Source organism: Alphaproteobacteria bacterium (assembly GCA_017308135.1).
In the GTDB taxonomy this organism is placed as follows: Bacteria; Pseudomonadota; Alphaproteobacteria; order CACIAM-22H2; family CACIAM-22H2; genus Tagaea.
This window is the reverse complement of record JAFKFM010000008.1, coordinates 115,524-137,688: the sequence shown is the minus strand read 5'-3', so window position 1 is coordinate 137,688 and position 22,165 is coordinate 115,524. Positions and strand designations below refer to the sequence as shown.

The following is a 22,165-nucleotide window of genomic DNA, read 5'->3' as shown; positions in this document are numbered from 1 at the left end:
GCGCCGCGTGTCGGGTTTCGACGAGCCGCCGCCCCTGCCGCGCGCCGCCGCCAAACCCAAAGGCCTGCCGCCCGCCCCGGGCGAACCCACGGCTCTGCAACGTGCTTGGCTCGCGCGCGCGCTCGATCAAGCCGGCGGCAAGCTGCCGTTGTTCATGCAGGACGGGCAGAAAATCGATTCCCGCACGGTTAAATCCTGCCTCGACAAAGGCTGGTGCGAGCCTTGGTATTCCAACCCGACGAAGCCCGATTGGCTCGTCTGTAAGATCACCGACAAAGGCCGCGCGCTGTTCGAGTCCGCGGCCTAACGTGAGCGTGCCGGACAATTTCGCGCTGCGCGTCGCGCGCTGCTATCTGCCCTTCGCGGCCGGGTATTTCCTGTCCTATGCGTTCCGGGTGGTGAACGGCGCGATCGCGCCCGACATGACGCGCGAACTCGGCCTCGATTCCGCCGCGTTGGGGGCCGTCACCAGCGCCTATTTCGCCGCCTTCGCCGCCGCGCAATTGCCGATGGGCGTGGCGCTCGACCGCTGGGGCCCGCGCCGCGTGGAATTCACGCTGCTGCTGTTCGCGACCGCCGGCGCCGTGATTTTCGCGCTGGCCGGCGGTGTGGCCGGACTCGCCTTGGGTCGCGCGTTGATCGGCTTCGGCGTCGCCTCGTGCCTGATCGCGGCGATGAAGGCCAACACGCTTTATTGGCCGATCGAACGCTTGCCGCTCGCCAACGGTTTGCTGATGGGCTTCGGCGGATTGGGGGCCGGTGCGGCCACGCTGCCGGTCGAATTGATGCTCGCCGCGACCAGCTGGCGTTTCGTGCTGCTGGCGATGGCCGGGCTCACGCTGCTCGTGGCGCTGGCGATTTTCTTCGCCGCCCCGCGCGAAACGCCGCATCCGACCGGTGTCACCTTCGGCGCGCAATTGCGCGGCATCGGCAAGGTGCTGTCGGCATCGGCCTTTTGGCGCGTCGCCCCGGCGACGACCGCCACGCACGCGGTCTACCTCTCCTATCAAGCCCTGTGGGCGGGCCCTTGGATGCGCGACGTCGCGGGGCTCGACCGGTTCGCGGTCGCGCAAGGCCTGTTCATGGTCAACGCGACCATGGCGATCGGGTATCCGCTGTTCGGCATTCTGGCCGACCGATTGGCCGCGCGCGGCATTTCCACGCGCGCGATCTTCGCGGTCTTCGTGGTGCTGTTCATGGTGGCGCAAATACCGATGGCGGCGGGCTGGACGCATAACCCGCTCGGCTTCTGGGCGCTGTTCGGCCTGACCGGCTGCGGCACCATCCTGGGCTATGCCGTCGCCACGCAAAGTTTTCCGAAGGAGATGGCGGGCCGCGTGGGCGCTTCGATCAACATGCTGGTTTTCGCCCTCGCCTTCGTCGTGCAATGGGGCATCGGCGTGGCATTGTCGCATTTCCCCGGCGCCCCCGCCGACGGCCATCGTGCCGTCATGCTCGGACTGATCGCCATGCAAGGTGCCGGCTGGCTTTGGCTTGTCTTGCGCCGCGCGAAAAATCAGCCACAATGACCGCGCCCCACACCGCCGGATACCGTGATGATCAAGAAGCAAAAATTCGAATTCGCCATCTATAACGAAGTCGTGCGCGACGCCGTGCGTCGCGGCGAGCACCACAAGTTCTTCAAGGACGAGTGGCAGAACCAGCATTTCATCGAAATCGAAGCCTATAGCGAAAAGGACGCGACCACCCGGATCCGCTCGCGCTACCCGCAGGATCAGGGCTTCGTGATTTTGGCGTGCAAGCAAGTCAGCTGATCGCGAAATTTCTGCTGGCGGCGGCGCTGGTGCTGGCGATGCCGGCGGCGGCGCAGGAACAGCCCTCGCCGCTCGACGATCCCGCCGGGTTCTGGCTGGTCGCGGAGACCGGGCCGGACGTCAACGAAACCCTCGCCAGTATTCCGTTGTTCGGCGCCAATCTGCGCACGCGCATGGGCAATCCGCGCGCCGTATGGGACATCCGCCGCGAGAATGGCGCGCTGACGATCGAGATCCAGCCGCGCGGCATCGTGTTCAAGCCCGCGCGCTTCGCCGACGGGCATTTCACCGGCGACGCGGTCGATCCCGCCAACCAGCAACAACGCGTGAAGCTGGATGCGCGAGTGGCCGACGGGCGCTTGACCGGCAAGCTGATCTTCGCCGATTTCGAACTCGCGATCGATGGCCGCGCACCTGAGTCGGTCGAGGCGCTGCGCCAAGCCTATGCGATGGCGCGCGCCAAGCTCGACGAATACGAAGGCCCCTACGCGCTCGCCGAGATCGAACGCCTGCGCGCCGAGAACCTCGTGCTGATCGAACGCATCCAGCGCGTCGAAGGCGAGCTTGCCCGCCGCCCGACGACGACGCCGGCGCGCGCCGCCGCACCGCCGCCGGCGGCGGAAGCACCGCTCGTCGCCACGCCGCGTATTTCGACGCGCGGGCTCGTCGCCGACGTGGTGACGACGCGCAGCGTCGAACTGCGCGCCGCCGCCGACGCGCAAAGCCCCAATGTCGAAATCCTGCCCGCCGGCCGGCCGCTGGTCCGGCTGGGCGAGGCGACCGTCGCGGGCTGGAGCCTGGTCGCGACCGGCGGCGGCGTGGTCGGCTTCGTGCCTTCGGCCGCCATCGGCTCGCGCCCGCCGGTCACCGCCTCGGTCGCGCGCGCCCCGCGCGAAATCCAGATCAACTTCCCCGCCTGGGACCCGGGCCGCACCGGGCGGCGCATGACCGTCTCCGATCCCGGCTTCGTCAGCTTGGTCGGCCGCGTGCGCGGCGACGGAACGCTGACCGATCTCAAAATCGAAGATGCCCAAGTCGTGTTCAACGCCGATGGCAGCTTCACCGCCGTCGTCGAAGTGCCGCCCCAAGGCCGCCATGTGCGCATCGACGCGAGCTTCGGCCAAGGTCCGGTCACGACCCTCGATTTCGACATCGCCGTCGGCGTCAGACAGCAATAATTTCATATACGTAGAAGCCGAAACTGACGCGATGGCGTAAGTCGTGTTACATTTCGCTTTATGCCGGTATTGCCGATCTCCGCACCGCTGGCGGTGACGCCAGCACAGATCCACACCCCGAACGCGCAGCAGCAACAGCTTGCCGCGATGCAGGCCGGCGCCCAAACGGCCAATGCCCAGACCGCCAAAGGATTGCGCCAAGGGGCCGGGGCTGCCGGCACCAAGGAATCGCGCGACGGCACCAAAACGGGCGAAAGCGTCGATAACGACGCCAATGCCGTGGGCGCCAAAGCGAAACGCGGCCGCAAGCCGGCGAACCAGCACAAATTCGATATCGTCGCTTAGTCAGGCCAGCGCGCGCTCGACGCGCAGCGCCAGCACTTCGGGCGTCACCGGCTTAACGATATAGCCGTTGGCGTTCAGCTCGCGCGCCCGGCGCACAAGTTCATCGGTCGCCGTCGCGGTCAGAAAGATCACCGGCAAGCGCGCCAGATGCAACGCGGGCAAGGCGCGCAAGGCTTCGACGAATTTCATCCCGTCCATCGGCTTCATGCCGATATCGCAGACGATCAAATTCGGCGCGGGGTCGGCCGTCTCGAGATAGGTCAATGCCGCCGATCCGTCGGCCTCCGCCTGCACGCGGCCGAAGCCGAGCTGGTCGAGCATGCGCGACACCATCGCGCGCACGACCGGGGAATCGTCGATCACCAGCACGCCGAATTTCGCGTAAGGACGCTCGTCCGCCATCACTGCCCTTCCGTGGCCCGCATCAACACGGGCCGCGCCGCCTCGAGTTTGACGCGCAAGGTTTCGGCCGAGCCCGGCTTGGCGCTGCCCGTGCGCAGTTCCAATTCCAGTTTCGACGCGGCCTCGCCCAGCGCATGCGCGCCGACCGAATGCGACGCGCCCTTCAGCGCATGCGCGACGTCTTGCGCGTGCGAAGCGTCGCCCGCGCGCATCCGCTCGTCGATCGTCGCGATCTGGCGCGCGGCGTTGTCGAGGAACATCTCGATCACCTCGGCCATCTCGCCGCGTTGCGCGCCGTAAAGCTTGCGCAGCACGTCGAGATCGACGTCGCGCATGGGGCCCGTCTCGGCGGGCACATCTTCCTCGACCAAGCCCGACGTATCCGCGATGCCCATGGCGCGCGCCAGCGCCGAACCCAGCATGCCGAGTGTGGCGGGTTTGACGACGAATTCGTCCATCCCGGCGGCAAGGCAGCGCTCCGCCTCGCCCGTCATCGCGGCGGCGGACAGCGCCACGATCGGAATGCGGCGCCCCTTGCCCGCTTCCGCCGCGCGCACGGCTTGCGCCAATTCGAACCCGTCCATACCGGGCATATGCACGTCGGTCAGGATCGCGTCGAACCGCCCTTCGCGCCACAGATCGAATGCCTGCTTGCCGTCGGGCACAAGTTCGGCGCGATAGCCCAGCCGCACCAATTGGCGCTGCACGACGGCGCGATTGGTCGGATTGTCCTCCGCCACCAGGATGCGGGCACCCGGTGCCGTCACGATGGCGCCGGCGGGAGCGGATTTCCGCGCCGGCCCGAATTGATTGGCGAGTGCGCGCAGCAGCGATTCACGGCGCACCGGCTTCAGCAGATACGCGTCGAACCCGCGTTCCAGCGCGCGTTTGCGATGGCCGCTTTCGTCGAAGGCGGTCGCGAGCACGAGACGCGTTTCGTAAAGTTCGGGCGTGCCGCGGATCGCCTCGCCCAGCACGATGCCGTCGATATCCGGCAGGCGGAAATCGATCAATGCGGCGTCGAAGGGTTTGCCGTCGCGAACCGCTTTCTCCATCGCCGTCAAGGCGGGCTTGCCCGCCGCGATGGTTTCGACCGCCGCACCGGCGGCGCGCAAATACATCGCGAACGCCTCGCGCATCGAGCGATTGTCTTCGACGACCAGCACGCGCTTGTCCGTAAGATCGGGCAGCGGCGGCATTTCGCGCCCCGGCGGCAACGCGATCTGGAAATGGAAGACCGAGCCTTCGCCTTCCGTGCTCTCGACCTCGATCCGACCGCCCATCAACTCGACGATGCGCATCGAGATCGACAGGCCCAGCCCCGTGCCGCCGAAGCGCCGCGTGGTCGAGCTATCGGCCTGGCTGAAGGGTTGGAACAGCCGGGCTTGCGCTTCCGTCGACAGACCGATGCCGGTATCTCGCACGCCGATACGGATCGTGCCGGGCGGCGCACCCGCGACGGCTTCGACCGCGATGAAGACTTCGCCCGCTTCGGTGAATTTGATCGCGTTGCCCGCGAGATTGAACAGCACTTGGCGCAGGCGCACCGGGTCGCCCTTCACCGCGCGCGGAATCGCGGGATCGATGAAGGTCGTCAGCGCCAGATCCTTGCGCCGCGCTTGCGGGATCAAGGTTTCGGCCACGCCTTCGACGATCGCGGCCAGCGACATATCGACGCTTTCGAGATCGAGCTTGCCCGCTTCGATCTTCGAGAAGTCGAGAATGTCGTCGATGATCTTGAGCAGCGAGGACGCGCTGTCGCGCACCACCTCGACCATCGAAAACTGCTCGCTGTCGAGATCGGTCTGACCGAGCAATTCGAGCATCGCCAGCACGCCGTTCATCGGCGTGCGGATTTCGTGGCTCATCGAGGCGAGGAAGCGCGACTTCGCTTCGTTCGCCGCCTCGGCGCGCTGGCCCATCAGCAACAAATCGCGCTCGAAATGTTTGCGATCGGTCACGTCGACATAGGTCGACACGAATCCACCCTCGGGCATCGGGTTGGAGTGGACTTCCAGCGTGCGCCCGTCGGGGCGTGTCACTTCGAACGAGGATTTGCTTTCGCCCGCCCGCCAATTGCGGAAGGCGGCCTGCACGTCGAGGGCGCCGCGCGCCACCATGAATCGCGTCAGCGCCTTGCGCGGATCGGGCCCGGTCAGAAGTTCGTCGGGAACGGCGTAGAATTCGAGGAAGCGCTGGTTATACGCGACGACGTTGAAGCCCGAATCCGACACGACGACGCCTTCGTCCATATTGTCGAGCACGGCACGCAGCAATTCGCGCTCGCGCGCCAATTCCTTGCGCAACCTCGCGAGTTCGACATGCGGATCGATGTCGTCGGAAGCCATCTCAGCGCCGCGCGGGCGGCGGAACGGTCGGGTTGCGGCAATCGCCGACGGAGCCTTCGGCGCACATCTTGCCATCGGGCATGATCGCGCGGCTGATCTCGGTATCGGATTTCAGATCCTGGTAGCGCAGACCGGCGTCTTTCAGATTGGCACCGGTCAGCTTGGTGGCGAACAGCGCAACGCCGCCCATATTGACGAAGCGCATATCGGCATCGGTCAGATCCGCACCGCCCAGATCGGCCCCCGCCATATTGGCGCCGCGCAGTTTGGCACCCTTCAAATTGGCGCGGCGCAGATTGGCCCCGCGCATATCGCGGCCTTCCAGATTGGCGCCCGCGCATTGTGCATCCGGCCCCAATCGGCAGCCCGGGGGCAAAGACTGGCCGATGGCCGGCGCATCGATCGCCGCCAAGCCCAAACCTACAAGCGCAATACCCACGTAACGCATCGCCTCGATCGCTCCCCGGACCTCGAATTGCGGCCAGTGTCCCGGTTTCGCCGGAAAGGTCAATTCCGACGTAACGGAGGCCTGTTTCCTGCGTTGTCAGGGTGTTACGCGGCCGGATGTTGACCGACTCGATAAAGAAATCTCATACATGAGTCAGGGAGTCGGATTCGCAACCTCATGCAGAACGAAATCGTCCTTCGTGCGATGGCCGCCGTTCTGGGACCGGATGACCCGGTCGTTCGGGATGTCGAAAAGGCGATGCGCACCGACGATGGGATGGACTGGCTGCTCGCCAAGGCCGGTTTCGACGGGTTGTCGCGCGACGTGCGCATGGAAATCCGCGATATGGCGCGCTGGATGGCGGAAGAAACGATCCGCGACAAAGATCTCCCATCCTTTAAGCGGTCCTGAACGTTCCCAATATTCGCAATTTGCGAATTTGTTTAGCTTAATCCGTAGCTTCCGGCCGTCGTTACGTTTCGCAAAACTTGTTTGATGGCGCGGGATTTGCGATGCCTTAGCCCGGTTCATCCTCCAGGGATCCCATCACTTGGCCGACGCCGCCGGCGCAGACACCGAAACGCGGATCGCGTTCGGGCCCGAACACATGATCGACATGGGGCAACCCTTGGCGATGTTTTCGCGCGCCCATGCGTCGGCCTATGTCGCCCAGCACATCGAATTCGCCGACGTCCCGTTGATCGCTTATGTCTGCAACGATCTGCCGGGACCGCGCGTCGATGCCGCGCGCCGCGTGCGCTCGATCGAACGCGCGGGCATGCTGCGCCTGTTCCATCACGGGCCGCTGCGCATCAAAGGCATGCGCGACCGCTACGCCTTCGTCTACGAACGCCCGTTGATGGGCACGCCGCCGCGCGCGTTGTGGGGCCACTACCCCGTCCCGACGCTGATCAAGAATTTCCTGCGCCCGGCGATCGCGGCGTTGCAAAGCCTGTCGGAAGCGCATGAAGGCCATGGCGCGATAAGGCCCGACAATCTGTTCGGTCAGGACAGCCGCTATTCGCTGCTGACGCTGGGCCCCTGCACGCTGTGCCCGCCCGGTTACGACCAGCCCGCGATTTTCGAGCCCATCGAGCGCGCGCTTGCCAACCCGATCTCCAAAGGTCCCGTGGCGCCCGCCGACGATATGTTCGCGCTCGGCGTCACCTTCTATTGCCTCGCCGCCGGCCGCCTGCCCGGCGAAGGCATGGACCCGGCCGACTTCACACGCCGCCGGCTGGAGTTCGGCTCGATCTCGACCATGGTCGATACCGGCGCCATGCCGATCGAAATCAAGGACGCGGTCGAAGGCTTGATGCAGGACGACGTCAAGCTGCGCTGGAACATCCAAACGCTGTCGGATTGGTGCAGCGGCCGCAAGCCGGAGGTGAAGCAGGTTCGGTCACTCGGCAAACGCGCGATGTCGATCCGCGTCGGCCCGATGACTTGCTACGGCCCGAAGGAAGTCGCCTTCGCGCTCCACAAATACCAGACCGAAGGCATTCCGCTGGTGCGCAGCGGCGTGATCGACAAATGGATGGTCGAGAACAATCCCAAGCGCGCCGCGGCGATGGCGGGCAAGGAATTGGCCGAGGCGGACAATCCCCAAACGGCGATCGCGGCGGCGCGCCAGAACGAAGACGATAACGTGGCGCTCGCCAAGGCGATCGCGCGTTGCGATCCCGGCGGACCGATCCGGTTCAAGTCCCTGTCCTTCTATCCCGCCGGCGTGGGCGCTCTGCTGCGCGAGATCGCCAACGATCCGCCGCGTTGGGCGGAGTTCGGCGAGGCGCTGAAAGGCAAGCTCATCTCCTATTGGATGAAGGGGGCCGCCGAATTCGGCTTGGTCGATATGGCGGCCAAGAAATTGGAGGAGATCGAGCGCAGCTACGAGCGCACGGGCAACAATCTCGAAGCCGCCCTCTACAAGCTCAACCCCGACGCGCCATGCTTGTCGCCCAAACTCGACGGGCAATGGACGGTCTCGCATGTCGATCTGGTGAAGCCGATCGAAGCGGCCTGCGCCGATCCCGACAAGCCGGGCATCGACCGCCACATGGTCGGTTTCCTGGGCGCCAAGGCCGACATTTCCGACGACATGCTCGCCCCTTGGTACAATCTCGGCAATGTCGACGCGAAGGGCGCGCCCAAGGTCCTCAAAGTCTCCAACAAGCTACAAGCCGAAGCGCAGGCCGAAACGCTGCCCAAGCTCGCGCAAGTGTGCCTGCGCAGCGCCGAGAAGCTGATCGAGGAAATCAACCACCCCAAGACGCGCGAGCGTTTGCTGGCCGAGGCCGAGCATCACGCGCGCAGCGGTTCGATCACCGGCATGGTCGACGTGGTGATGGACGAGGAAACCATCGCCAAGGACAAGCGCGACTTCCTCGAAGCCAAGCGCGAATACGATTCGATCGGCGTGGCGCTGGCCAACCGCGAAGGCTTGCTGATCCTGGCACGGCTGATGGGCCAGGAACGCGGTACGGCGATGGCTTATATTCTGCTGAGCCTGACGAGTTCGGTCGGGTTCCTCGCCATGTTGTTCATGACCATCGGGGTCGGGCGATGAACGACGAAGCCCCCGCGAAACGCGCCAGCAAGCTCGGGCCGCTGCTCGTCATCGGCGGCATGCTGGCGATCTGCGTCGCGATCGTGCTGATCCGGCCGATCCTGCTGGTCTACGTCGCCGGGATCTCGCTGCCCATCGCGATCATCTACGCGTTCGAAACGGCGCGCCCGCGTTTGCTGTCGGCGTCCTGCGCGACGATCGGCGCCGCCTTGGCCGCACCGGTGCTGCTCGCGGGATTCCTCAACCACGACCGCGCCCTGCATTTGGAACTGCGCTCGTGGATCGTGCCATTCGCGGGCATGATTCTCGCCGCGATCATGGCGATCGCGCTGCCCTGGATTTTCGGGCGCGTGAAGACCAAGGAACAGAGCAAGGCGCTCGACCGTATGGAAATCCGCGCGCAGGAATTGCGCGAAGTGTGGGGCGATCGCCTCGCCCGTCCGCTGCCCAAGGACGACGCCTAATTCACGTTCCGCAGAACGTCGCGCGGACGATTTCGTGTTCGGCGGGCGGCGTTTTGTAATCCGCGTATTCCGGCCGGTCGTCGTAAGGCGCTTTCAGCACATCCATCAATTCGTCGAACGGCGCCAAATTGCCGTCCTGCGCCGCCGTAAGGGCGGCTTCGACGCGATGATTGCGCGGAATGAAAGCCGGATTGGCGCCCAGCATCGCCGTACGCTGGGCCTCTGGTAGCACGTCTTCCCTCGCGCGGCGTGTGTGCCACGCCGCGCGCCACGCTTCGAACCCGTCGAGCGTCAGATCGTCGCAGAGCAGCCGGAACGTATTGGTGAAATCCGATTTTGTTTCGGTGAGCAGCGACAAGAACGCCTCGGCCAATTCCTGGTCGCCGTCCTGCGCCGTCAGCAAGCCCAGCTTGCGCCGCATGCCCGCGAGCCACGCTTGTTCGAACAGTACCGGAAACGCGTCGAGCTTCTTTTGCGCGGCATCGGCCGCAGCCTTGCCGTCGCCTTCGACGATCGCCAGCAGGCATTGGGCGAACCGCGCCATGTTCCAATGGGCGATGCGCGGCTGATTGGAATAGCGATAGCGCCCGCCATGATCGATCGAACTGAACACCGCGTCGGGATCGTAGGCGTCCATGAAGGCGCACGGGCCGTAATCGATCGTCTCGCCCGAGATCGTCACGTTGTCGGTGTTCATCACGCCGTGGATAAAGCCAAGGCACTGCCATTGCGCGATCAGCTTGGCCGTGCGCGCGACGACGGCGTCGAATAACGCGAGCACCCGATTTGGGCCCAACGCCGCCAATTCGGGATCGAAACGCGCGATCGCGTAATCGGTCAGAATCGTCAATCCATCGCGATCCTCGCGCGACGCGAAATGCTCGAACGTGCCGACCCGGATATGCCCGCGCGCCACGCGCGCCAGCACTGCGCCCGGCAAGGGCCCGTCCTGGCGCAGCACGGCTTCGCCCGTCATCACCGCCGACAAAACGCGCGTCGTGGGCACGCCCAGGCGATGCATCGCCTCGCTGACGACCAACTCGCGCAACACGGGGCCGATCGCCGCGCGCCCATCGCCGCCGCGCGAAAACGGCGTGCGGCCCGAGCCCTTCAGATGGATGTCGTAGCGTTTGCCGTCGCGCCCGATCGTCTCGCCCAGCAAGATCGCGCGCCCGTCGCCGAGCTGCCCCGACCAATGGCCGAATTGATGGCCGGAATAGGCCATCGCCAGCGGTTCCGCCCCTGGCGGCAAAGCGTTTCCGGCGACGGTAGCCACGCCATCGGCGCTCGCCAGCCAATGCGGATCGATGCCGAGTTCGCGCGCGAGATCGACATTGACGCGCAGCAAAGCGGGCGCTGCGACCGGTGTCGGCGGCAGCTTGGCGTGGAAACGGTCGGGCAGTTTGACGTAGCTGTTGTCGAAGACGATCGGGGGGGCTTGCATGCCCCTTCCCTACGCCTTGCGGGCGCGCGAGGCAACAATCAGCGCGCCTGCGCTTCTTCAAAATGCCAGCCGCTGACGTCGAGTTCGTTTTCCAGCGTTTCGTCGTCGAGATCGACCTTGCCGGGGTTCAACAAACCATGCGGGTCCATCGCGCGGGTGAAGTCGAGATCGGCCTGGGTCAGCGTCTTCATGCCGACATTGCGGATCGACGTCGTGTGCGAATTGGCGACATGCGCGCCGCTGGCTTGGACGCGGCGCACCACGTCCGCCATCTGCGCTTCGCTTTCGTAAAGGAACAGCGGCGAGCCGACGGCGACGAGCTTGCCTTGCGACTTTTGGAATTCGAGGCGGAACGGCATCGTGCCTTCGAATTCGGGATGCAGGCCCAACAACTGGCCGCGCAGATCGCCGCCGCCGAACATCGTTTGCACGCTCGTATATTTCGTGTCCTTCTTCTGCACCTGCATCAGCGAATGGCCGTAGCAGAAGCGGTAGAGCGGCTCGCCGTAAGGACCTTGGCCCTCGGCGTGATCATGGACCAGCCGTCCGCCATATTCGGCCGCGAGTTCCACGACCTCGTCGCGATGCTGGGCGGCCGCCATCGTCGAAATCATCGTCTGGCCCTCGGGCACGACGGCGCCTAAGGCCGGCATCAAGCGCGCGATCGGCCATTCCTGCAACGACAGCACCTTCAGCAGCAGCGCGTCCTCGTGGCCCAAGCGCAATCCGGCGTCGAGCGCGGATTTGAAATCGGGAAAGGCGAAAACGAGTTCGCGCCAATCCCACGCCGGTTCCAGCGGCATCTCGATCTCGACGATCAGGCCGTTGGTGCCATAGGCGTGATGGGCCAGCAGCACATCCTTACCGCGCAACTCGACCTCGCGCGGACATTCCTCGATCGACAGCAGTTTGATTGCGGAAATGTTTCCGCGATCGCGCAGCAATCCCCAGCGGATCGACCCGATCCCGCCCGAGCCGCCGGCGATGAACCCGGCGAGTGTCGATACATGCCGTGTTGACGGATGGATGCGCAGTTCCGTGCCCGCCGCACGAAGCTCGGCGTCCAGCACATCCGTATTCGTGCCCGCCAGCGCGCGTACACGCGTCTTGTCGTGCGCGACGATGCCGGCGAAATGCCGGAAGTCGATCGTTACACCGCCCACCAGCGGAACCGATTGGCCGTAATTCGCCGTGCCGCCGCCGCGCGCGATCAACGGCATGCCCGTGCGAACCGCCGCACGGATCAGCGTGGCGATCTGCGTGCGATCGCGCGGAATGGCGACCGCGTCGGCGATCCGCCCGCGCAAGGATTTGCGCAGCACCGGCGATACCGACGACCAGTCGCGGCTCATCGCCTTGCGCGTTTGCAGATCGTCGATCAGCGGAATGTCGCCGATCGCCGCGCGGAACGCGGACAGCCGGGCGGTGGGATCGGTAGCGTCGCGCATGGTCCTGCCTATGTAAGCGGCACCCAACCGGTCGGCGCCGCGAGATCCCGGTGATCAATGCAACAAGAACGCCAAAGGCTTGGCGCGAATCGGCTCTGGCATGACGCTTGCTCCTTTTGGCGGCAGAGATTGTTCCTTTCGAGAATGGAGCCCGGCGATGAAACTGCGATTGGCGACCCTTCTGACGGCCGGCCTGCTGGCCGCATTTCCCGCGTCAGCGCAGGAGAAATTGAATTTCCTGTCGAGCTGGCGCGCCCAGGCCGAACATGGCGGCTATTACCAAGCGGTCGCCAAGGGCTTCTATAAAGCCTGCGGCTTGGACGTCGCGATCCGCATGGGCGGCCCGGGCACGGATGCCAAGGCGCTGCTCGCCGGCGGCGCGGTGGACGCGATGATGGGTTCCTACACCGACGATCCGTTCCGCTTGAACGAAGCGGGGTTCGAAGCCAAGGCGGTCGCGGCGTCGTTCCAGAAATCGCCGCAGATCTTCATGACCCATCAGGGCAATGGAATCGAGAAGATCGAAGATATGCGCGGCAAGCCGATCCTGATCGCGCAATCGGCGCGCACGACCTATTGGCCGTTCCTGCGCGCGCGCTACGGCTTCACGGATTCGCAGATCCGACCCTACACGTTCCAGATGGGTCCGTGGCTGATCGACAAGAACGCGATCCAGCAAGGCTTCGTGTCGAGCGAGCCGTTCAAAGTGAAGACCGAAGGCAATGTCGATCCCAAGGTCTTCTTGTTCGCCGATTTCGGCTATCTCTCCTATTCGTCGCTGATCATCTTCCCGACGAAATACATCAAGGAGAAGCCCAAGAACGTGCAGTGCTTCGTCGACGGCACGATCGACGGCTGGATCGATTATCTGAAGGATCCGGCGCCCGCGAACGCGCTGATCCAGAAAGACAACCCGGATAATACGCCCGAGCTGATGGCCTTCGCGATCGAAACGATGAAGAAATACGAGTTGATCGTGAACGACGACGCCAAAAAATTCGGGATCGGCACGATCTCCGAAGAGCGCTTCAAAGGCCATTTCGAAATGATGCGCGACCAGGGCCTGTACAAGCCGGATTTCGACTGGCGCTCGGGTTTCACGCTGGACTTCATCAACAAGCGCCGCGGCCTCTAAGCCGCAACGACGAAGATCGGGAGCGATCCTCATGCTGAACACCAAGCAACCGGTGCTGCGCCGTTTCTGGTATCCCGTCGCGCGCGCGGCGGATGTGACGGCCGACAAGCCCTTCGGCTTCACGCTGCTGGGACAGAACATCGTCCTGTGGCGCCAAGCCGACGGCGGCATCGCCTGCATCGAGGATCGCTGCCCGCATCGCTCGGCCAAGCTCTCGCTCGGCTTTTTGCAGGAAGGCAACGTCGTCTGCGGCTATCACGGCTGGACCTTCGACGGCTCGGGCAAATGCGTGCGCATTCCCCAGCGCGAGAACCCGACCGCGACCGGCAAGATGCGCATCGGCGGCTATCAAGCTGCCGAACGCTACGGCCATATCTGGGTCGTGCTGGGCGAGCCGCTGGCCGATCTGCCGTATATCCCGGAGGCCGACGAGCCGGGCCTGCGCCATATCGATCAATTCTATGAGTCTTGGAAGATCGGCGCGCTGCGCTTGATGGAGAATTCTTTCGACAACGCGCATGTCGCCTTCACGCATCGCAAGACCTTCGGCGAAGCGTCGGAGCCGATCCCCGCGAAGAACGAGATCGAGGAATACGATTACGGCTTCCATCTGCGCGCGGAAATCCCCGTGAAGATCCGCGGCGATCTCGCCTCGAAGGTGCTCAGCGCCGATCCGGGCGACACGGTGCGCAAGCTCAAGAACACTTGGTTCATGCCGTTCGTCCGGCGCCTCGGGATCACCTACCCCAACGGGCTTCGCCATACGATCATCACGGCGGCCACGCCGATGACCGACGACACGACCATGCTGGTGCAATGGTGCTATCGCTCGGACACCGAGGAACAGGCCCCAGCCGCCGACGTCAACGCCTTCGATCGCGCGGTGACGCTGGAGGACAAGGTGATCCTCGAATCCTGCGATCCCGACGTGCCGCTCGACGACCGTTTCGAGCAGCATATGCCGTCGGACAAGCCGGGCCTCGTGATGCGCCGTAAACTGCGCGAACTTCTGGCCGCACACGGCGAGACGGAAGCGACGCGCCACGTGCGCTCGTCCCAGGCGGCGGAGTAACGCGCATGCTGCCGACCCGCCAACCGATCCTGCGCCGCTTCTGGTATCCGGTGTTCCGCGCGTCGCATCTCGACGACGGCCAGAAGCCGTTCCGCTTGTTGGGCGAGGATATCGTCGTCTGGCGCAAGCCGGACGGCACTCTTGCCGCGATCGCGGATCGCTGCCCGCATCGCTCGGCCAAGCTGTCGCTTGGCTATCTCGACGAGACCGGCAATCTCGTCTGCGGCTATCACGGCTGGACATTCGATTGCGCGGGCAAATGCGTGCGCATTCCCCAGCGCGAGAACCCGGCCGCGACGGGCAAGATCGCGGTCGACGGCTATCGCGTCGAAGAACGCTACGGCCATATTTGGGTGGCGCTCGGCGAACCGTTGACGCCGCTGCCCGAGATCCCCGAAGCGAACGAGCCGGGCTTCCGCCGCGTCGATCAGTTTTACGAGGAATGGAAGATCGGCGCTTTGCGCTTGATGGAGAATTCCTTCGACGTGGCGCATCCCGCCTTCGTCCATCGCGGCACGTTCGGCAGCACGTCGCGGCCGCTGCCCGAGCAAATGCCGGTCGTCACCGAGCACGCGAACGGCTTCGACTACTACGTCGAAAGCGAGGTCGATGTGCGCGGCGGGGATTCCGCCGATGCGCTGAAGATCGCCGAAGGCACGACCACGCGCCGGCGCACCAATACCTGGTTCATGCCCTTCGCGCGGCGTTTGGGCATCACCTATCCCAACGGCCTGCGCCACACGATCGTCACTGCCGCGACGCCAATGGAAGACGCACGCACGATGGTAATTCAGTTCTGCTTCCGCAACGACACGGAAGCCGACGTCTCGACCGAACAGGTCATCGCCTTCGACCGCAAGATCGTCGACGAGGACAAGCTGATCCTGGAAGGCTGCAGCCCGGACGTGCCGCTCGCGGTCGTCGACGGCGAGGAATTCCACATGCCGTCGGACAAGCCGGGCTTGGTCATGCGCCGGCGCTTGCGCGAATTGCTGGAAGCGCATGGCGAAACGGAATCGCGTGCGGTGTCGGCGTGATCGGGACACTCTGGTCGAAGCATTCGCGCTGGATCCTGCCGCTCGCGGCGGGCATCGCCTTCCTCGCCTTCTGGGAATGGTCGGTCACGGCTTGGAAAATCCCGAAATTCGTGCTGCCCGCCCCCAGCCTGATCGCGATGGCGTTCTGGTCGGACGGGCCGTCGCTGCTCGGCTCGCTCTGGTTCACCACGCGCGTCACGGTCGTCGCGTTCCTCGCCGCCGTCGTCACCGGCATGACCTTGGGCGTGTTGTTCACGCTCAACCGCACGATCGAGCGCACGCTGTGGCCCTATGCGGTCGTGTTGCAGGTGACACCCGTTGTGGCGATCGCGCCCCTCATAATCATCTGGATCGGGCTCGACCGGCTGTGGCTGGCGCTGCTGATCCTCGCCTGGATCGTCGCGTTCTTTCCGATCCTGTCGAACACCACGATCGGACTTAGCTCCGCCGATCACGGACTCAAGAATCTGTTCGATCTCTACGGCGCCTCGGGCTGGAAGAAATTCCGCTATCTCCAGCTTCCCTCGGCGCTGCCCTATATCCTGGGCGGCGTGCGCGTCTCCAGCGGCCTCGCCTTGATCGGCGCCGTGGTCGCGGAGTTCGCGGCGGGCTCGGGTTCGGCCACGGGCCTCGCCTGGCGCATCATCGAAAGCGGCAACATGCTGAACGTGCCGCGCATGTTCGCGGCGCTATTGATGCTCTCGGCCTTCGGCATCGTCCTGTTCTACGCCACGATGTGGCTGCAATGGGCGTTGCTGCATCGCTGGCACGAGAGCGAAGTGAAACGCGAGAATTGATCGACATGCCGACTTCCCCCCGCCTGCCGCGCCGCTGGTGGCGCGACATGACGACCGCCGAATTCGCGCGCCTGCCGAAGGATACGATCGCCGTCTTACCGGTCGCGGCGATCGAGCAGCACGGGCCGCATCTGCCGGTCTATGTCGACGCGTGCCTCAACGAAGCCGTCGTCGCGCGCGCGGTCGAAACCATGCCGGCCGATCTGCCGGTGACCGTGCTGCCCGCGATGCCGGTCGGCAAGTCGAACGAGCATCTCGCCTTTCCGGGCACATTGTCCTTCTCGGCCGAAACGCTGATCCGGATGTGGACGGAACTCGGCGAATGCGTGCATCGCGCCGGGATCCGCAAGCTGGTGATCGTCAACTCGCATGGCGGCCAGCCGCAAGTGCTGGACATCGTCGCGCGCGATCTGCGCGTGCGCCTCGACATGTTCGTCATCACCTGTGCCACGTTCTCCTTCGGCGTGCCCGACGGGCTGTACCCCGAACTTGAGCTCACCCACGGCATCCATGGCGGGTCGGTCGAAACGTCAATGATGCTCGCGAGCCGCCCCGATCTCGTGCAGATGGAACATGCCGCCGATTTCGTGTCGATTTCCGTCGCCATGGAGAAGGAATACGAGTTCTTGATGCCCGAGGGCCGCATCGGCTTCGGCTGGCAGACGCAGGATCTGAATCCCGCCGGTGCCTGCGGCAACGCCAAGGACGCCGACGCCGCCCGCGGCAATGCGTGTATCGATCACGCCGCCGCCGGCTTCAATCGCCTGCTCGCGGAAGTGCATCGCTATCCGCTGGCCAATCTCGTGACGCGGAGCGCTTGAAATGGACGACGGTTCCATCCCCGCCCGCCCGCTCGTGCGCTTGAAGGGAATCCGCAAGGTCTTCTCCAACGGCACAGAAGCGATCCGCGGCCTCGATCTCGACATCATGCCGGGCGAGTTCATCTCGCTGCTCGGGCCCTCGGGTTGCGGCAAATCGACGGCGTTGCGCATGATCGCGGGGCTCGGCGAAGCCAGCGAAGGCGAGATCGAATGGCCGACGGCGATGTACGATGCGTCGGGCAAGCCCGAGCGCGAGATCGGCTTCGTGTTCCAGGAACCCACGCTGATGCCCTGGGCGACGGTGTTCGACAATGTCGCCCTGCCCTTCACGCTGAAGGACCGGCCGAAAGGGGAAGTGCCCGACCGCGTCGCCGAAGCGTTGAAGATGGTCGGGCTGGAGCGTTTCGCCAAGTCCTATCCGCGCGAATTGTCCGGCGGCATGAAGATGCGCGTGTCGATCGCGCGCGCGCTGGTCATGCGGCCCAAAGTGCTGCTGATGGACGAGCCCTTCGCCGCACTCGACGAAATCACGCGCTTCAAACTCAACAACGATCTGCTGGAACTCTGGAACAAGCAGCGCTGGACGGTCGTGTTCGTCACGCACTCGGTCTATGAAAGCGTCTATCTGTCGACGCGCATCGTCGTCATGGCCGCACGCCCGGGCCGGATCGTCGGCGAGCTCGGCGTCGATGCGGGCTATCCGCGCGGCACAGCGTTCCGCACCTCGCAGCCCTATAACGACGCGTGCCGGCGCGTGTCGGAACTGCTCGACGACGCCATGGCCGCCAATCCGGCGGGCATCGACGAGCATTAATCGCTAAAGCTGCCGCGCCGGATCCTGCGCGGGGCCGAGGCGGCCGATGCCGGGCAGCTTGACGCCCAAGCCCAGCGGATCGATGCCGAAGGTCAGGCCCGCGACGTTGAGCTCGATGCCTTCTTCGGCCGCAACGACGAGGCCGAGCAAGCCGAACAGCGAGAATTGCACGCCCGTGCCCGATAGCGCAGGGGCGGCGATTTTCGCACCGCCGAGAAAATCCTTGCCGATCGCCGTGGGCGGCAGGTCGAGCCGCAGCTCCGGCACGGCGCGCGCAACCATCGCAGTGAAGGTGTTCGAGTTCGGCCCCGGCCACAGCCCGTATTCGTTGCGATAGGGATAGGCTTCGGCCGCCGCGACCGCGCGCGCGATCGCTTCCTGCGTGCCCGGCCCTTCCAGATGCGCGTAGAGCTCGGGCTCGGCGCCGAACCAGCGCCGGTCGGGGGCCCCTTGCGACACCGCCAGCCCGTCGCCGCCCCAGCGCGAGCGCCAGCCGACGATCTCGTAGGTCGTCCACGCGGCCGCGTTCTCCGGCTTCACCGCGACCCAGGTGTGAACGCCGAACGCCCCGCGCCAGCCGCGCGTGCGGGCCCCATAAACGCGGATCATCGCCTGGCGCGCGACGGCGGGATCGGGTGCCAAGCCCATCGCCTCGCGGCTCGCGCGCCGCCAATCGTTGTTGTCGGACGCGCGCGACAGGGCGGTGATGCCGGGTCCGGCGAGCAACACAGCCAAAACGAGCAAAACGGTGCGGAGAATGCGGAGGGGGCGCATACGGATCATTCTACCCCGAACCGCCGACAAAACGCATCCCCGGAGCAAGCGACCGGCTTGACTCCGCATCCGGTCCTGCACAAACTGGAACCACGTTCCGATTTAAAAACAGGAATGCGACGGGGAAAGCTTTTGGCGGGTACGCGCAAATCGGAGAGCGACAAAACGGCCGGCGGCAAATCCGCCGCGCGCCGCACGCTCGATATTCTCGAATTGCTCGCGGCCAATTCCGGCGGTTTGTCGATCACCGATATCGGCGATCGCTTGAAGCTGCCGAAAAGTGCCGTCCATCGCCTGCTGGCGATGCTGATCGAAAAGGGTTTCGTGCAGCAGGATGAAGGCTCCGCCGATTACGAACTCACGATGAAACTCGGCCTGATGGGCCTGCGCCATTATGCGGGGCTGGGCATCAACGACGTGGCGCAGCCGATCCTCGACCGGCTGGCGCGCGACAGCGGCGAGCTTGCGCGCCTGACGATCGTCGACAACGAACGCCTGATCTGGGTCGCGAAGGCCCAAGGGGCGCGCCACGGCCTGCGCTACGATCCAGATACCGGATTCCTGGTCGCCCTGCACCCGACCGCCGTCGGATCGATCTGGCTATCGACATTGCCGGAGAAGGACGCGGTGCGCATCGTCACCGCCGCCGGCTTCCCGCGTGCCGCCTTGTTCGGCCCCAATGTCGTGCGCACGATCGAGGCGCTAAAAGCGAAACTGCGCGAAACGCGCGCGCGCGGCTACGGCCTGGCGCTGGAGGAAGCGGAATTGGGGACGGCCGCCGTCGCCGTCACGTTCCGCGTGTCGCCGCAACCGGATGCGCCCGTCGCGGGCACGTTGAGCCTTGCGGGGCCGATCAGCCGCTTCCCCGCCGAACGGCGCGCCGAATTCGCGCGCACCCTCGCCGCCGCGGCCCAAGAACTTTCCGCCATCTGGCCCTTGCGCGCCGGCCTCGTCGGCCGATCGCCCGCCGCCCTTCCGCCGGAGCTCGCCAATGCCGTCTGACGCTATGCCCGCGACGCCAACCTATGCCGGGCCGCTGCCCTTTGCCGAGGCGTTGAGCAAACTCGCCCTCGTCTCTGCCGACGCGCCGTTTACCCGCGACGGCCCGCGCGCCGATGTCGAATATCGCGATTTGGGGCTCGCCGCCGCCAGCGGCGGTAAGATCGGCGCCAAGCATATTCGCGCGATCAAGCCGTTCCCCGGCGAAACCGGCTGGCATTGGCACGACATGACCGGCCATTTCGTATTCGTGATGAAAGGCTGGATCGAGTTCGGCTATCGCGGGCGCGAGGGCAAGATCACCGTGCGCGCGGGCGATTGCCTGTCGCAGCCCGCCGGTGTCGCGCATAACGTGCTGGCGCGTTCGGACGATCTCGAGCTTATCGAGATCAACACGCCCGCCGAGTTCGGCACGTTCGATTTGCCTCGGCAGGTGGCGGAATGACCGCCCTGCTCGACTGGACGAAGCGGCGCGCCGGGCCGCTGATCGTTTTCGCGATCCTGCTTCTGCTGTGGGAATTCGGCGTGAAGCTGTTCGGCATCAAGGAATATCTGCTGCCGCCGCCGACCAAAGTCTGGGTCGAGTTCGTCAAACGCGCGCCCGCCGTGATGGACGCGGCATATGTCACCTCGCGCCAATTGCTCGCGGGCTATCTGCTGTCGATCGTCGTCAGCGTGCCTTTGGCGCTGGTCGTGGCGCGCAGCCGCTTCGTCGAGCAATCGATCTATCCGGTCGTCGTCTTCCTGCAGATCATCCCGAAGATCGCGATTGCCCCGCTCTTCATCATCTGGCTGGGCTTCGGCTTCGCGCCGAAGGTCATCATCGTTTTCCTGCTGTGCTTCTTCCCGATCGTGGTGGCCAGTGTGGCGGGCTTCAAATCGGTCGATCCGGAGATCGCCGATTTCGCGCGCACCACGGGCGCTTCGGAATGGAAGCTGTTCCGCACCATCCAATTGCCGCAGGCGCTGCCCGACATCTTCACCGGGCTGAAGGTCGGTGCCGCCTTGTCGGCCACGGCCGCGATCGTCGCCGAATTCGTCGCCGCCGATCGTGGCCTCGGCTATCTGCTGCTCCAGTATAACGGGCAGTTCGAAACGGCGATGGTCTTCGCGATCATCATCATCCTCAGCATCATCGGCCTCGTCGTCTACTACGCCGTCGAGTTGATCGAACGGCTCGCCATCCCCTGGCACGTCTCGCAACGGCCCGCGGGCGTGACCGGCGCTTGAACGAAAACAACGGCCAAAACCAACGAACAAATCACAAGGGAGACAACGCCATGAAAACCACACGCCGCAAATTCGGCATGGGCGCCTTGGCCCTCGCCGCCGCCCCCTACGCCCCCGCCATCGCGCAAGCCCGCGACGCCGTCTCGCTGCGCTTCAACTGGTATCTCGGCGGATTGCACGTGCCGTTCTACTACGGCCGCGACATCGGCGCGTTCCGCGACGCGGGCATCGACATCACGCTGAACGAAGGCCGCGGCTCGGCCAACACGGTGCAGGTCGTCGCCGCCGGATCCGACACGTTCGGCATGGCGGATTCCTCCAGCCTGATCGGCCTCGCCGCGCGCGGGGCGGAGATCAAATCGGTCATGTCGCTGCTGAACTCGACCGGCTTTTCGGTCGTGTCGCTCGCCTCGGCCGGCATCCGCACGCCCAAGGATCTCGAAGGCAAGTCGCTGGCCGTGTCGCCCGGCGATCCGCTGGGCCAGTTGTTCCGCGCCCTTGCCGCGCACAACAAGCTGGACATGAGCAAGATCCGCTTCGTCCAGGTCGATCCCGCGGCCAAGGTCGCGGCGGTGCTGGAAAAGCGCGCCGACGCGCTGCTCGGCGGTGCCGACGATCAGTTCTTCCTGATCAAGTACCAGGGCCATGAGCCGCATGCGCTGCGCTACGCCGATCACGGCGCCAATATCGTCGGCATGACGATCCTGACGCAGCTTTCGACGATCCGCGACAAGCCCGACATGGTCCGCCGCTTCGTGCGCGCCAGCGTGCGCTCGTGGGAGGAGTCGAAGAAGAACCCGAAGGCCGCCGTCGAAGCGGCATTGAAGGTCAAACCCGACCTCAACGCGGCCTCGACGCTTGATCAGATGCTGGTCGATTTCGAATTGCTCGATTCCGCGAATTCGAAGGGCCGCATCGGTTTCGGCGCGCAGAAGGATTGGGAACAGACGATCGATCTGCTGAAGCAGTATCGCGAATTGCAGACGAACCAGCCTTGGACCGCGTTCCACACCAACGAGTTCATGCCGAGTGCGTAACGATCTCGACAAAATCGGCTCGTCCGTCGAT

24 protein-coding genes are annotated in these 22,165 nt (G+C 65.0%); 18 read left to right on the top strand and 6 right to left on the bottom strand.

Going from position 1 to position 22,165, the window contains the following annotated elements:
* The first annotated feature begins 64 nt into the window (after nucleotides 1–64).
* From J0H39_08885 to J0H39_08865, 5 genes are read left to right on the top strand one after another with little or no spacing between them, the layout of a single operon-like run.
* Nucleotides 65–307, top strand: a complete 243-nt coding sequence (locus J0H39_08885) for a hypothetical protein (protein ID MBN9496859.1) — start codon at nucleotides 65–67, stop codon at nucleotides 305–307.
* A 1-nt stretch (nucleotide 308) separates the two neighbouring features.
* Entirely contained in the window at nucleotides 309–1,529 is a 1,221-nt protein-coding gene (locus J0H39_08880; protein MBN9496858.1) for an MFS transporter, read from the top strand.
* A gap of 27 nt (nucleotides 1,530–1,556) precedes the next feature.
* Entirely contained in the window at nucleotides 1,557–1,775 is a 219-nt protein-coding gene (locus J0H39_08875; protein ID MBN9496857.1) for a hypothetical protein, read from the top strand.
* Nucleotides 1,757–2,953 (top strand): hypothetical protein, encoded by a 1,197-nt coding sequence (locus J0H39_08870; GenBank protein MBN9496856.1) that lies wholly within the window; start codon nucleotides 1,757–1,759, stop codon nucleotides 2,951–2,953. The genes J0H39_08875 and J0H39_08870 overlap by 19 nt, the downstream gene beginning before the upstream one ends.
* A 60-nt stretch (nucleotides 2,954–3,013) precedes the next feature.
* Nucleotides 3,014–3,298, top strand: coding sequence for a hypothetical protein (locus tag J0H39_08865; GenBank protein MBN9496855.1), 285 nt, complete (start codon nucleotides 3,014–3,016; stop codon nucleotides 3,296–3,298).
* On the opposite strand, the gene J0H39_08860 is transcribed toward J0H39_08865, so the two are convergent.
* Genes J0H39_08860 through J0H39_08850 form a run of 3 tightly spaced genes read right to left on the bottom strand, consistent with a single transcriptional unit; the run spans nucleotide 3,299 to nucleotide 6,496 of the window.
* On the bottom strand, nucleotides 3,299–3,700 hold the full coding sequence (locus J0H39_08860) for a response regulator (GenBank protein MBN9496854.1): 402 nt from the start codon (nucleotides 3,698–3,700) through the stop codon (nucleotides 3,299–3,301).
* Nucleotides 3,700–6,048 (bottom strand): response regulator, encoded by a 2,349-nt coding sequence (locus tag J0H39_08855; protein MBN9496853.1) that lies wholly within the window; start codon nucleotides 6,046–6,048, stop codon nucleotides 3,700–3,702. Before J0H39_08855 ends, J0H39_08860 begins: the two co-directional genes overlap by 1 nt.
* Before the next feature lies 1 nt (nucleotide 6,049).
* The gene (locus tag J0H39_08850) at nucleotides 6,050–6,496 is read right to left on the bottom strand and encodes a pentapeptide repeat-containing protein (protein MBN9496852.1); all 447 of its coding nucleotides are present in this window, start codon (nucleotides 6,494–6,496) and stop codon (nucleotides 6,050–6,052) included.
* A 177-nt stretch (nucleotides 6,497–6,673) separates the two neighbouring features.
* Between J0H39_08850 and J0H39_08845 the strand changes: the two genes are divergently transcribed.
* From J0H39_08845 to J0H39_08835, 3 genes are all read left to right on the top strand, one after another.
* Nucleotides 6,674–6,907, top strand: a complete 234-nt coding sequence (locus J0H39_08845; GenBank protein MBN9496851.1) for a hypothetical protein — start codon at nucleotides 6,674–6,676, stop codon at nucleotides 6,905–6,907.
* 139 nt (nucleotides 6,908–7,046) lie between these two features.
* Nucleotides 7,047–9,062, top strand: coding sequence for a hypothetical protein (locus J0H39_08840; protein ID MBN9496850.1), 2,016 nt, complete (start codon nucleotides 7,047–7,049; stop codon nucleotides 9,060–9,062).
* Nucleotides 9,059–9,526 (top strand): hypothetical protein, encoded by a 468-nt coding sequence (locus J0H39_08835; GenBank protein ID MBN9496849.1) that lies wholly within the window; start codon nucleotides 9,059–9,061, stop codon nucleotides 9,524–9,526. Before J0H39_08840 ends, J0H39_08835 begins: the two co-directional genes overlap by 4 nt.
* A 1-nt stretch (nucleotide 9,527) precedes the next feature.
* Here J0H39_08835 and J0H39_08830 read toward each other — a convergent pair whose 3' ends face one another.
* Both J0H39_08830 and J0H39_08825 read right to left on the bottom strand, forming a co-directional pair.
* On the bottom strand, nucleotides 9,528–10,970 hold the full coding sequence (locus tag J0H39_08830) for a YdiU family protein (protein ID MBN9496848.1): 1,443 nt from the start codon (nucleotides 10,968–10,970) through the stop codon (nucleotides 9,528–9,530).
* 38 nt (nucleotides 10,971–11,008) lie between these two features.
* Nucleotides 11,009–12,418 carry an FAD-binding oxidoreductase gene (locus J0H39_08825; protein MBN9496847.1) on the bottom strand — a complete coding sequence of 470 codons (1,410 nt, stop codon included), beginning with the start codon at nucleotides 12,416–12,418 and terminating at the stop codon, nucleotides 11,009–11,011.
* Between the two features lie 157 nt (nucleotides 12,419–12,575).
* Between J0H39_08825 and J0H39_08820 the strand changes: the two genes are divergently transcribed.
* The 6 genes from J0H39_08820 to J0H39_08795 are packed head-to-tail and all read left to right on the top strand — an operon-like array spanning nucleotide 12,576 to nucleotide 18,094.
* Nucleotides 12,576–13,553, top strand: coding sequence for an ABC transporter substrate-binding protein (locus J0H39_08820; protein ID MBN9496846.1), 978 nt, complete (start codon nucleotides 12,576–12,578; stop codon nucleotides 13,551–13,553).
* A 31-nt stretch (nucleotides 13,554–13,584) separates the two neighbouring features.
* A complete protein-coding gene (locus tag J0H39_08815; protein ID MBN9496845.1) occupies nucleotides 13,585–14,625 on the top strand; it encodes an aromatic ring-hydroxylating dioxygenase subunit alpha in 1,041 nt (346 codons plus the stop codon).
* 5 nt (nucleotides 14,626–14,630) lie between these two features.
* The gene (locus tag J0H39_08810) at nucleotides 14,631–15,662 is read left to right on the top strand and encodes an aromatic ring-hydroxylating dioxygenase subunit alpha (protein MBN9496844.1); all 1,032 of its coding nucleotides are present in this window, start codon (nucleotides 14,631–14,633) and stop codon (nucleotides 15,660–15,662) included.
* Complete coding sequence (locus J0H39_08805) at nucleotides 15,641–16,459, top strand: ABC transporter permease (protein MBN9496843.1); 819 nt, start codon at nucleotides 15,641–15,643, stop codon at nucleotides 16,457–16,459. Before J0H39_08810 ends, J0H39_08805 begins: the two co-directional genes overlap by 22 nt.
* 5 nt (nucleotides 16,460–16,464) lie before the next feature.
* Entirely contained in the window at nucleotides 16,465–17,280 is an 816-nt protein-coding gene (locus J0H39_08800; GenBank protein MBN9496842.1) for a creatininase family protein, read from the top strand.
* Between the two features lies 1 nt (nucleotide 17,281).
* Nucleotides 17,282–18,094, top strand: coding sequence for an ABC transporter ATP-binding protein (locus J0H39_08795; GenBank protein MBN9496841.1), 813 nt, complete (start codon nucleotides 17,282–17,284; stop codon nucleotides 18,092–18,094).
* Nucleotides 18,095–18,097: 3 nt separating this feature from the next.
* Here J0H39_08795 and J0H39_08790 read toward each other — a convergent pair whose 3' ends face one another.
* Nucleotides 18,098–18,868 carry a DUF3750 domain-containing protein gene (locus J0H39_08790; GenBank protein MBN9496840.1) on the bottom strand — a complete coding sequence of 257 codons (771 nt, stop codon included), beginning with the start codon at nucleotides 18,866–18,868 and terminating at the stop codon, nucleotides 18,098–18,100.
* A gap of 132 nt (nucleotides 18,869–19,000) precedes the next feature.
* Here J0H39_08790 and J0H39_08785 point away from each other — a divergent pair, with 132 nt between their 5' ends.
* The 4 genes from J0H39_08785 to J0H39_08770 are packed head-to-tail and all read left to right on the top strand — an operon-like array spanning nucleotide 19,001 to nucleotide 22,134.
* On the top strand, nucleotides 19,001–19,870 hold the full coding sequence (locus J0H39_08785; GenBank protein MBN9496839.1) for an IclR family transcriptional regulator: 870 nt from the start codon (nucleotides 19,001–19,003) through the stop codon (nucleotides 19,868–19,870).
* The gene (locus tag J0H39_08780; protein MBN9496838.1) at nucleotides 19,860–20,312 is read left to right on the top strand and encodes a cupin domain-containing protein; all 453 of its coding nucleotides are present in this window, start codon (nucleotides 19,860–19,862) and stop codon (nucleotides 20,310–20,312) included. The genes J0H39_08785 and J0H39_08780 overlap by 11 nt, the downstream gene beginning before the upstream one ends.
* Nucleotides 20,309–21,097 (top strand): ABC transporter permease, encoded by a 789-nt coding sequence (locus tag J0H39_08775; GenBank protein MBN9496837.1) that lies wholly within the window; start codon nucleotides 20,309–20,311, stop codon nucleotides 21,095–21,097. Before J0H39_08780 ends, J0H39_08775 begins: the two co-directional genes overlap by 4 nt.
* Before the next feature lie 50 nt (nucleotides 21,098–21,147).
* On the top strand, nucleotides 21,148–22,134 hold the full coding sequence (locus J0H39_08770) for an ABC transporter substrate-binding protein (protein ID MBN9496836.1): 987 nt from the start codon (nucleotides 21,148–21,150) through the stop codon (nucleotides 22,132–22,134).
* The last annotated feature ends 31 nt before the right edge of the window (nucleotides 22,135–22,165 follow it).

Excerpts from the sequence above, each read along its gene's own strand:
- J0H39_08875 (MBN9496857.1), top strand. The coding sequence starts at position 1,557 with ATGATCAAGAAGCAAAAATTCGAATTCGCCATCTATAACGAAGTCGTG.
- J0H39_08865 (MBN9496855.1), top strand. The coding sequence starts at position 3,014 with ATGCCGGTATTGCCGATCTCCGCACCGCTGGCGGTGACGCCAGCACAG.
- J0H39_08860 (MBN9496854.1), bottom strand. The coding sequence starts at position 3,700 with ATGGCGGACGAGCGTCCTTACGCGAAATTCGGCGTGCTGGTGATCGAC.
- J0H39_08855 (MBN9496853.1), bottom strand. The coding sequence starts at position 6,048 with ATGGCTTCCGACGACATCGATCCGCATGTCGAACTCGCGAGGTTGCGC.
- J0H39_08850 (MBN9496852.1), bottom strand. The coding sequence starts at position 6,496 with ATGCGTTACGTGGGTATTGCGCTTGTAGGTTTGGGCTTGGCGGCGATC.
- J0H39_08845 (MBN9496851.1), top strand. The coding sequence starts at position 6,674 with ATGCAGAACGAAATCGTCCTTCGTGCGATGGCCGCCGTTCTGGGACCG.
- J0H39_08835 (MBN9496849.1), top strand. The coding sequence starts at position 9,059 with ATGAACGACGAAGCCCCCGCGAAACGCGCCAGCAAGCTCGGGCCGCTG.
- J0H39_08830 (MBN9496848.1), bottom strand. The coding sequence starts at position 10,970 with ATGCAAGCCCCCCCGATCGTCTTCGACAACAGCTACGTCAAACTGCCC.
- J0H39_08825 (MBN9496847.1), bottom strand. The coding sequence starts at position 12,418 with ATGCGCGACGCTACCGATCCCACCGCCCGGCTGTCCGCGTTCCGCGCG.
- J0H39_08820 (MBN9496846.1), top strand. The coding sequence starts at position 12,576 with ATGAAACTGCGATTGGCGACCCTTCTGACGGCCGGCCTGCTGGCCGCA.
- J0H39_08815 (MBN9496845.1), top strand. The coding sequence starts at position 13,585 with ATGCTGAACACCAAGCAACCGGTGCTGCGCCGTTTCTGGTATCCCGTC.
- J0H39_08810 (MBN9496844.1), top strand. The coding sequence starts at position 14,631 with ATGCTGCCGACCCGCCAACCGATCCTGCGCCGCTTCTGGTATCCGGTG.
- J0H39_08800 (MBN9496842.1), top strand. The coding sequence starts at position 16,465 with ATGCCGACTTCCCCCCGCCTGCCGCGCCGCTGGTGGCGCGACATGACG.
- J0H39_08795 (MBN9496841.1), top strand. The coding sequence starts at position 17,282 with ATGGACGACGGTTCCATCCCCGCCCGCCCGCTCGTGCGCTTGAAGGGA.
- J0H39_08790 (MBN9496840.1), bottom strand. The coding sequence starts at position 18,868 with ATGCGCCCCCTCCGCATTCTCCGCACCGTTTTGCTCGTTTTGGCTGTG.
- J0H39_08780 (MBN9496838.1), top strand. The coding sequence starts at position 19,860 with ATGCCGTCTGACGCTATGCCCGCGACGCCAACCTATGCCGGGCCGCTG.
- J0H39_08775 (MBN9496837.1), top strand. The coding sequence starts at position 20,309 with ATGACCGCCCTGCTCGACTGGACGAAGCGGCGCGCCGGGCCGCTGATC.
- J0H39_08770 (MBN9496836.1), top strand. The coding sequence starts at position 21,148 with ATGAAAACCACACGCCGCAAATTCGGCATGGGCGCCTTGGCCCTCGCC.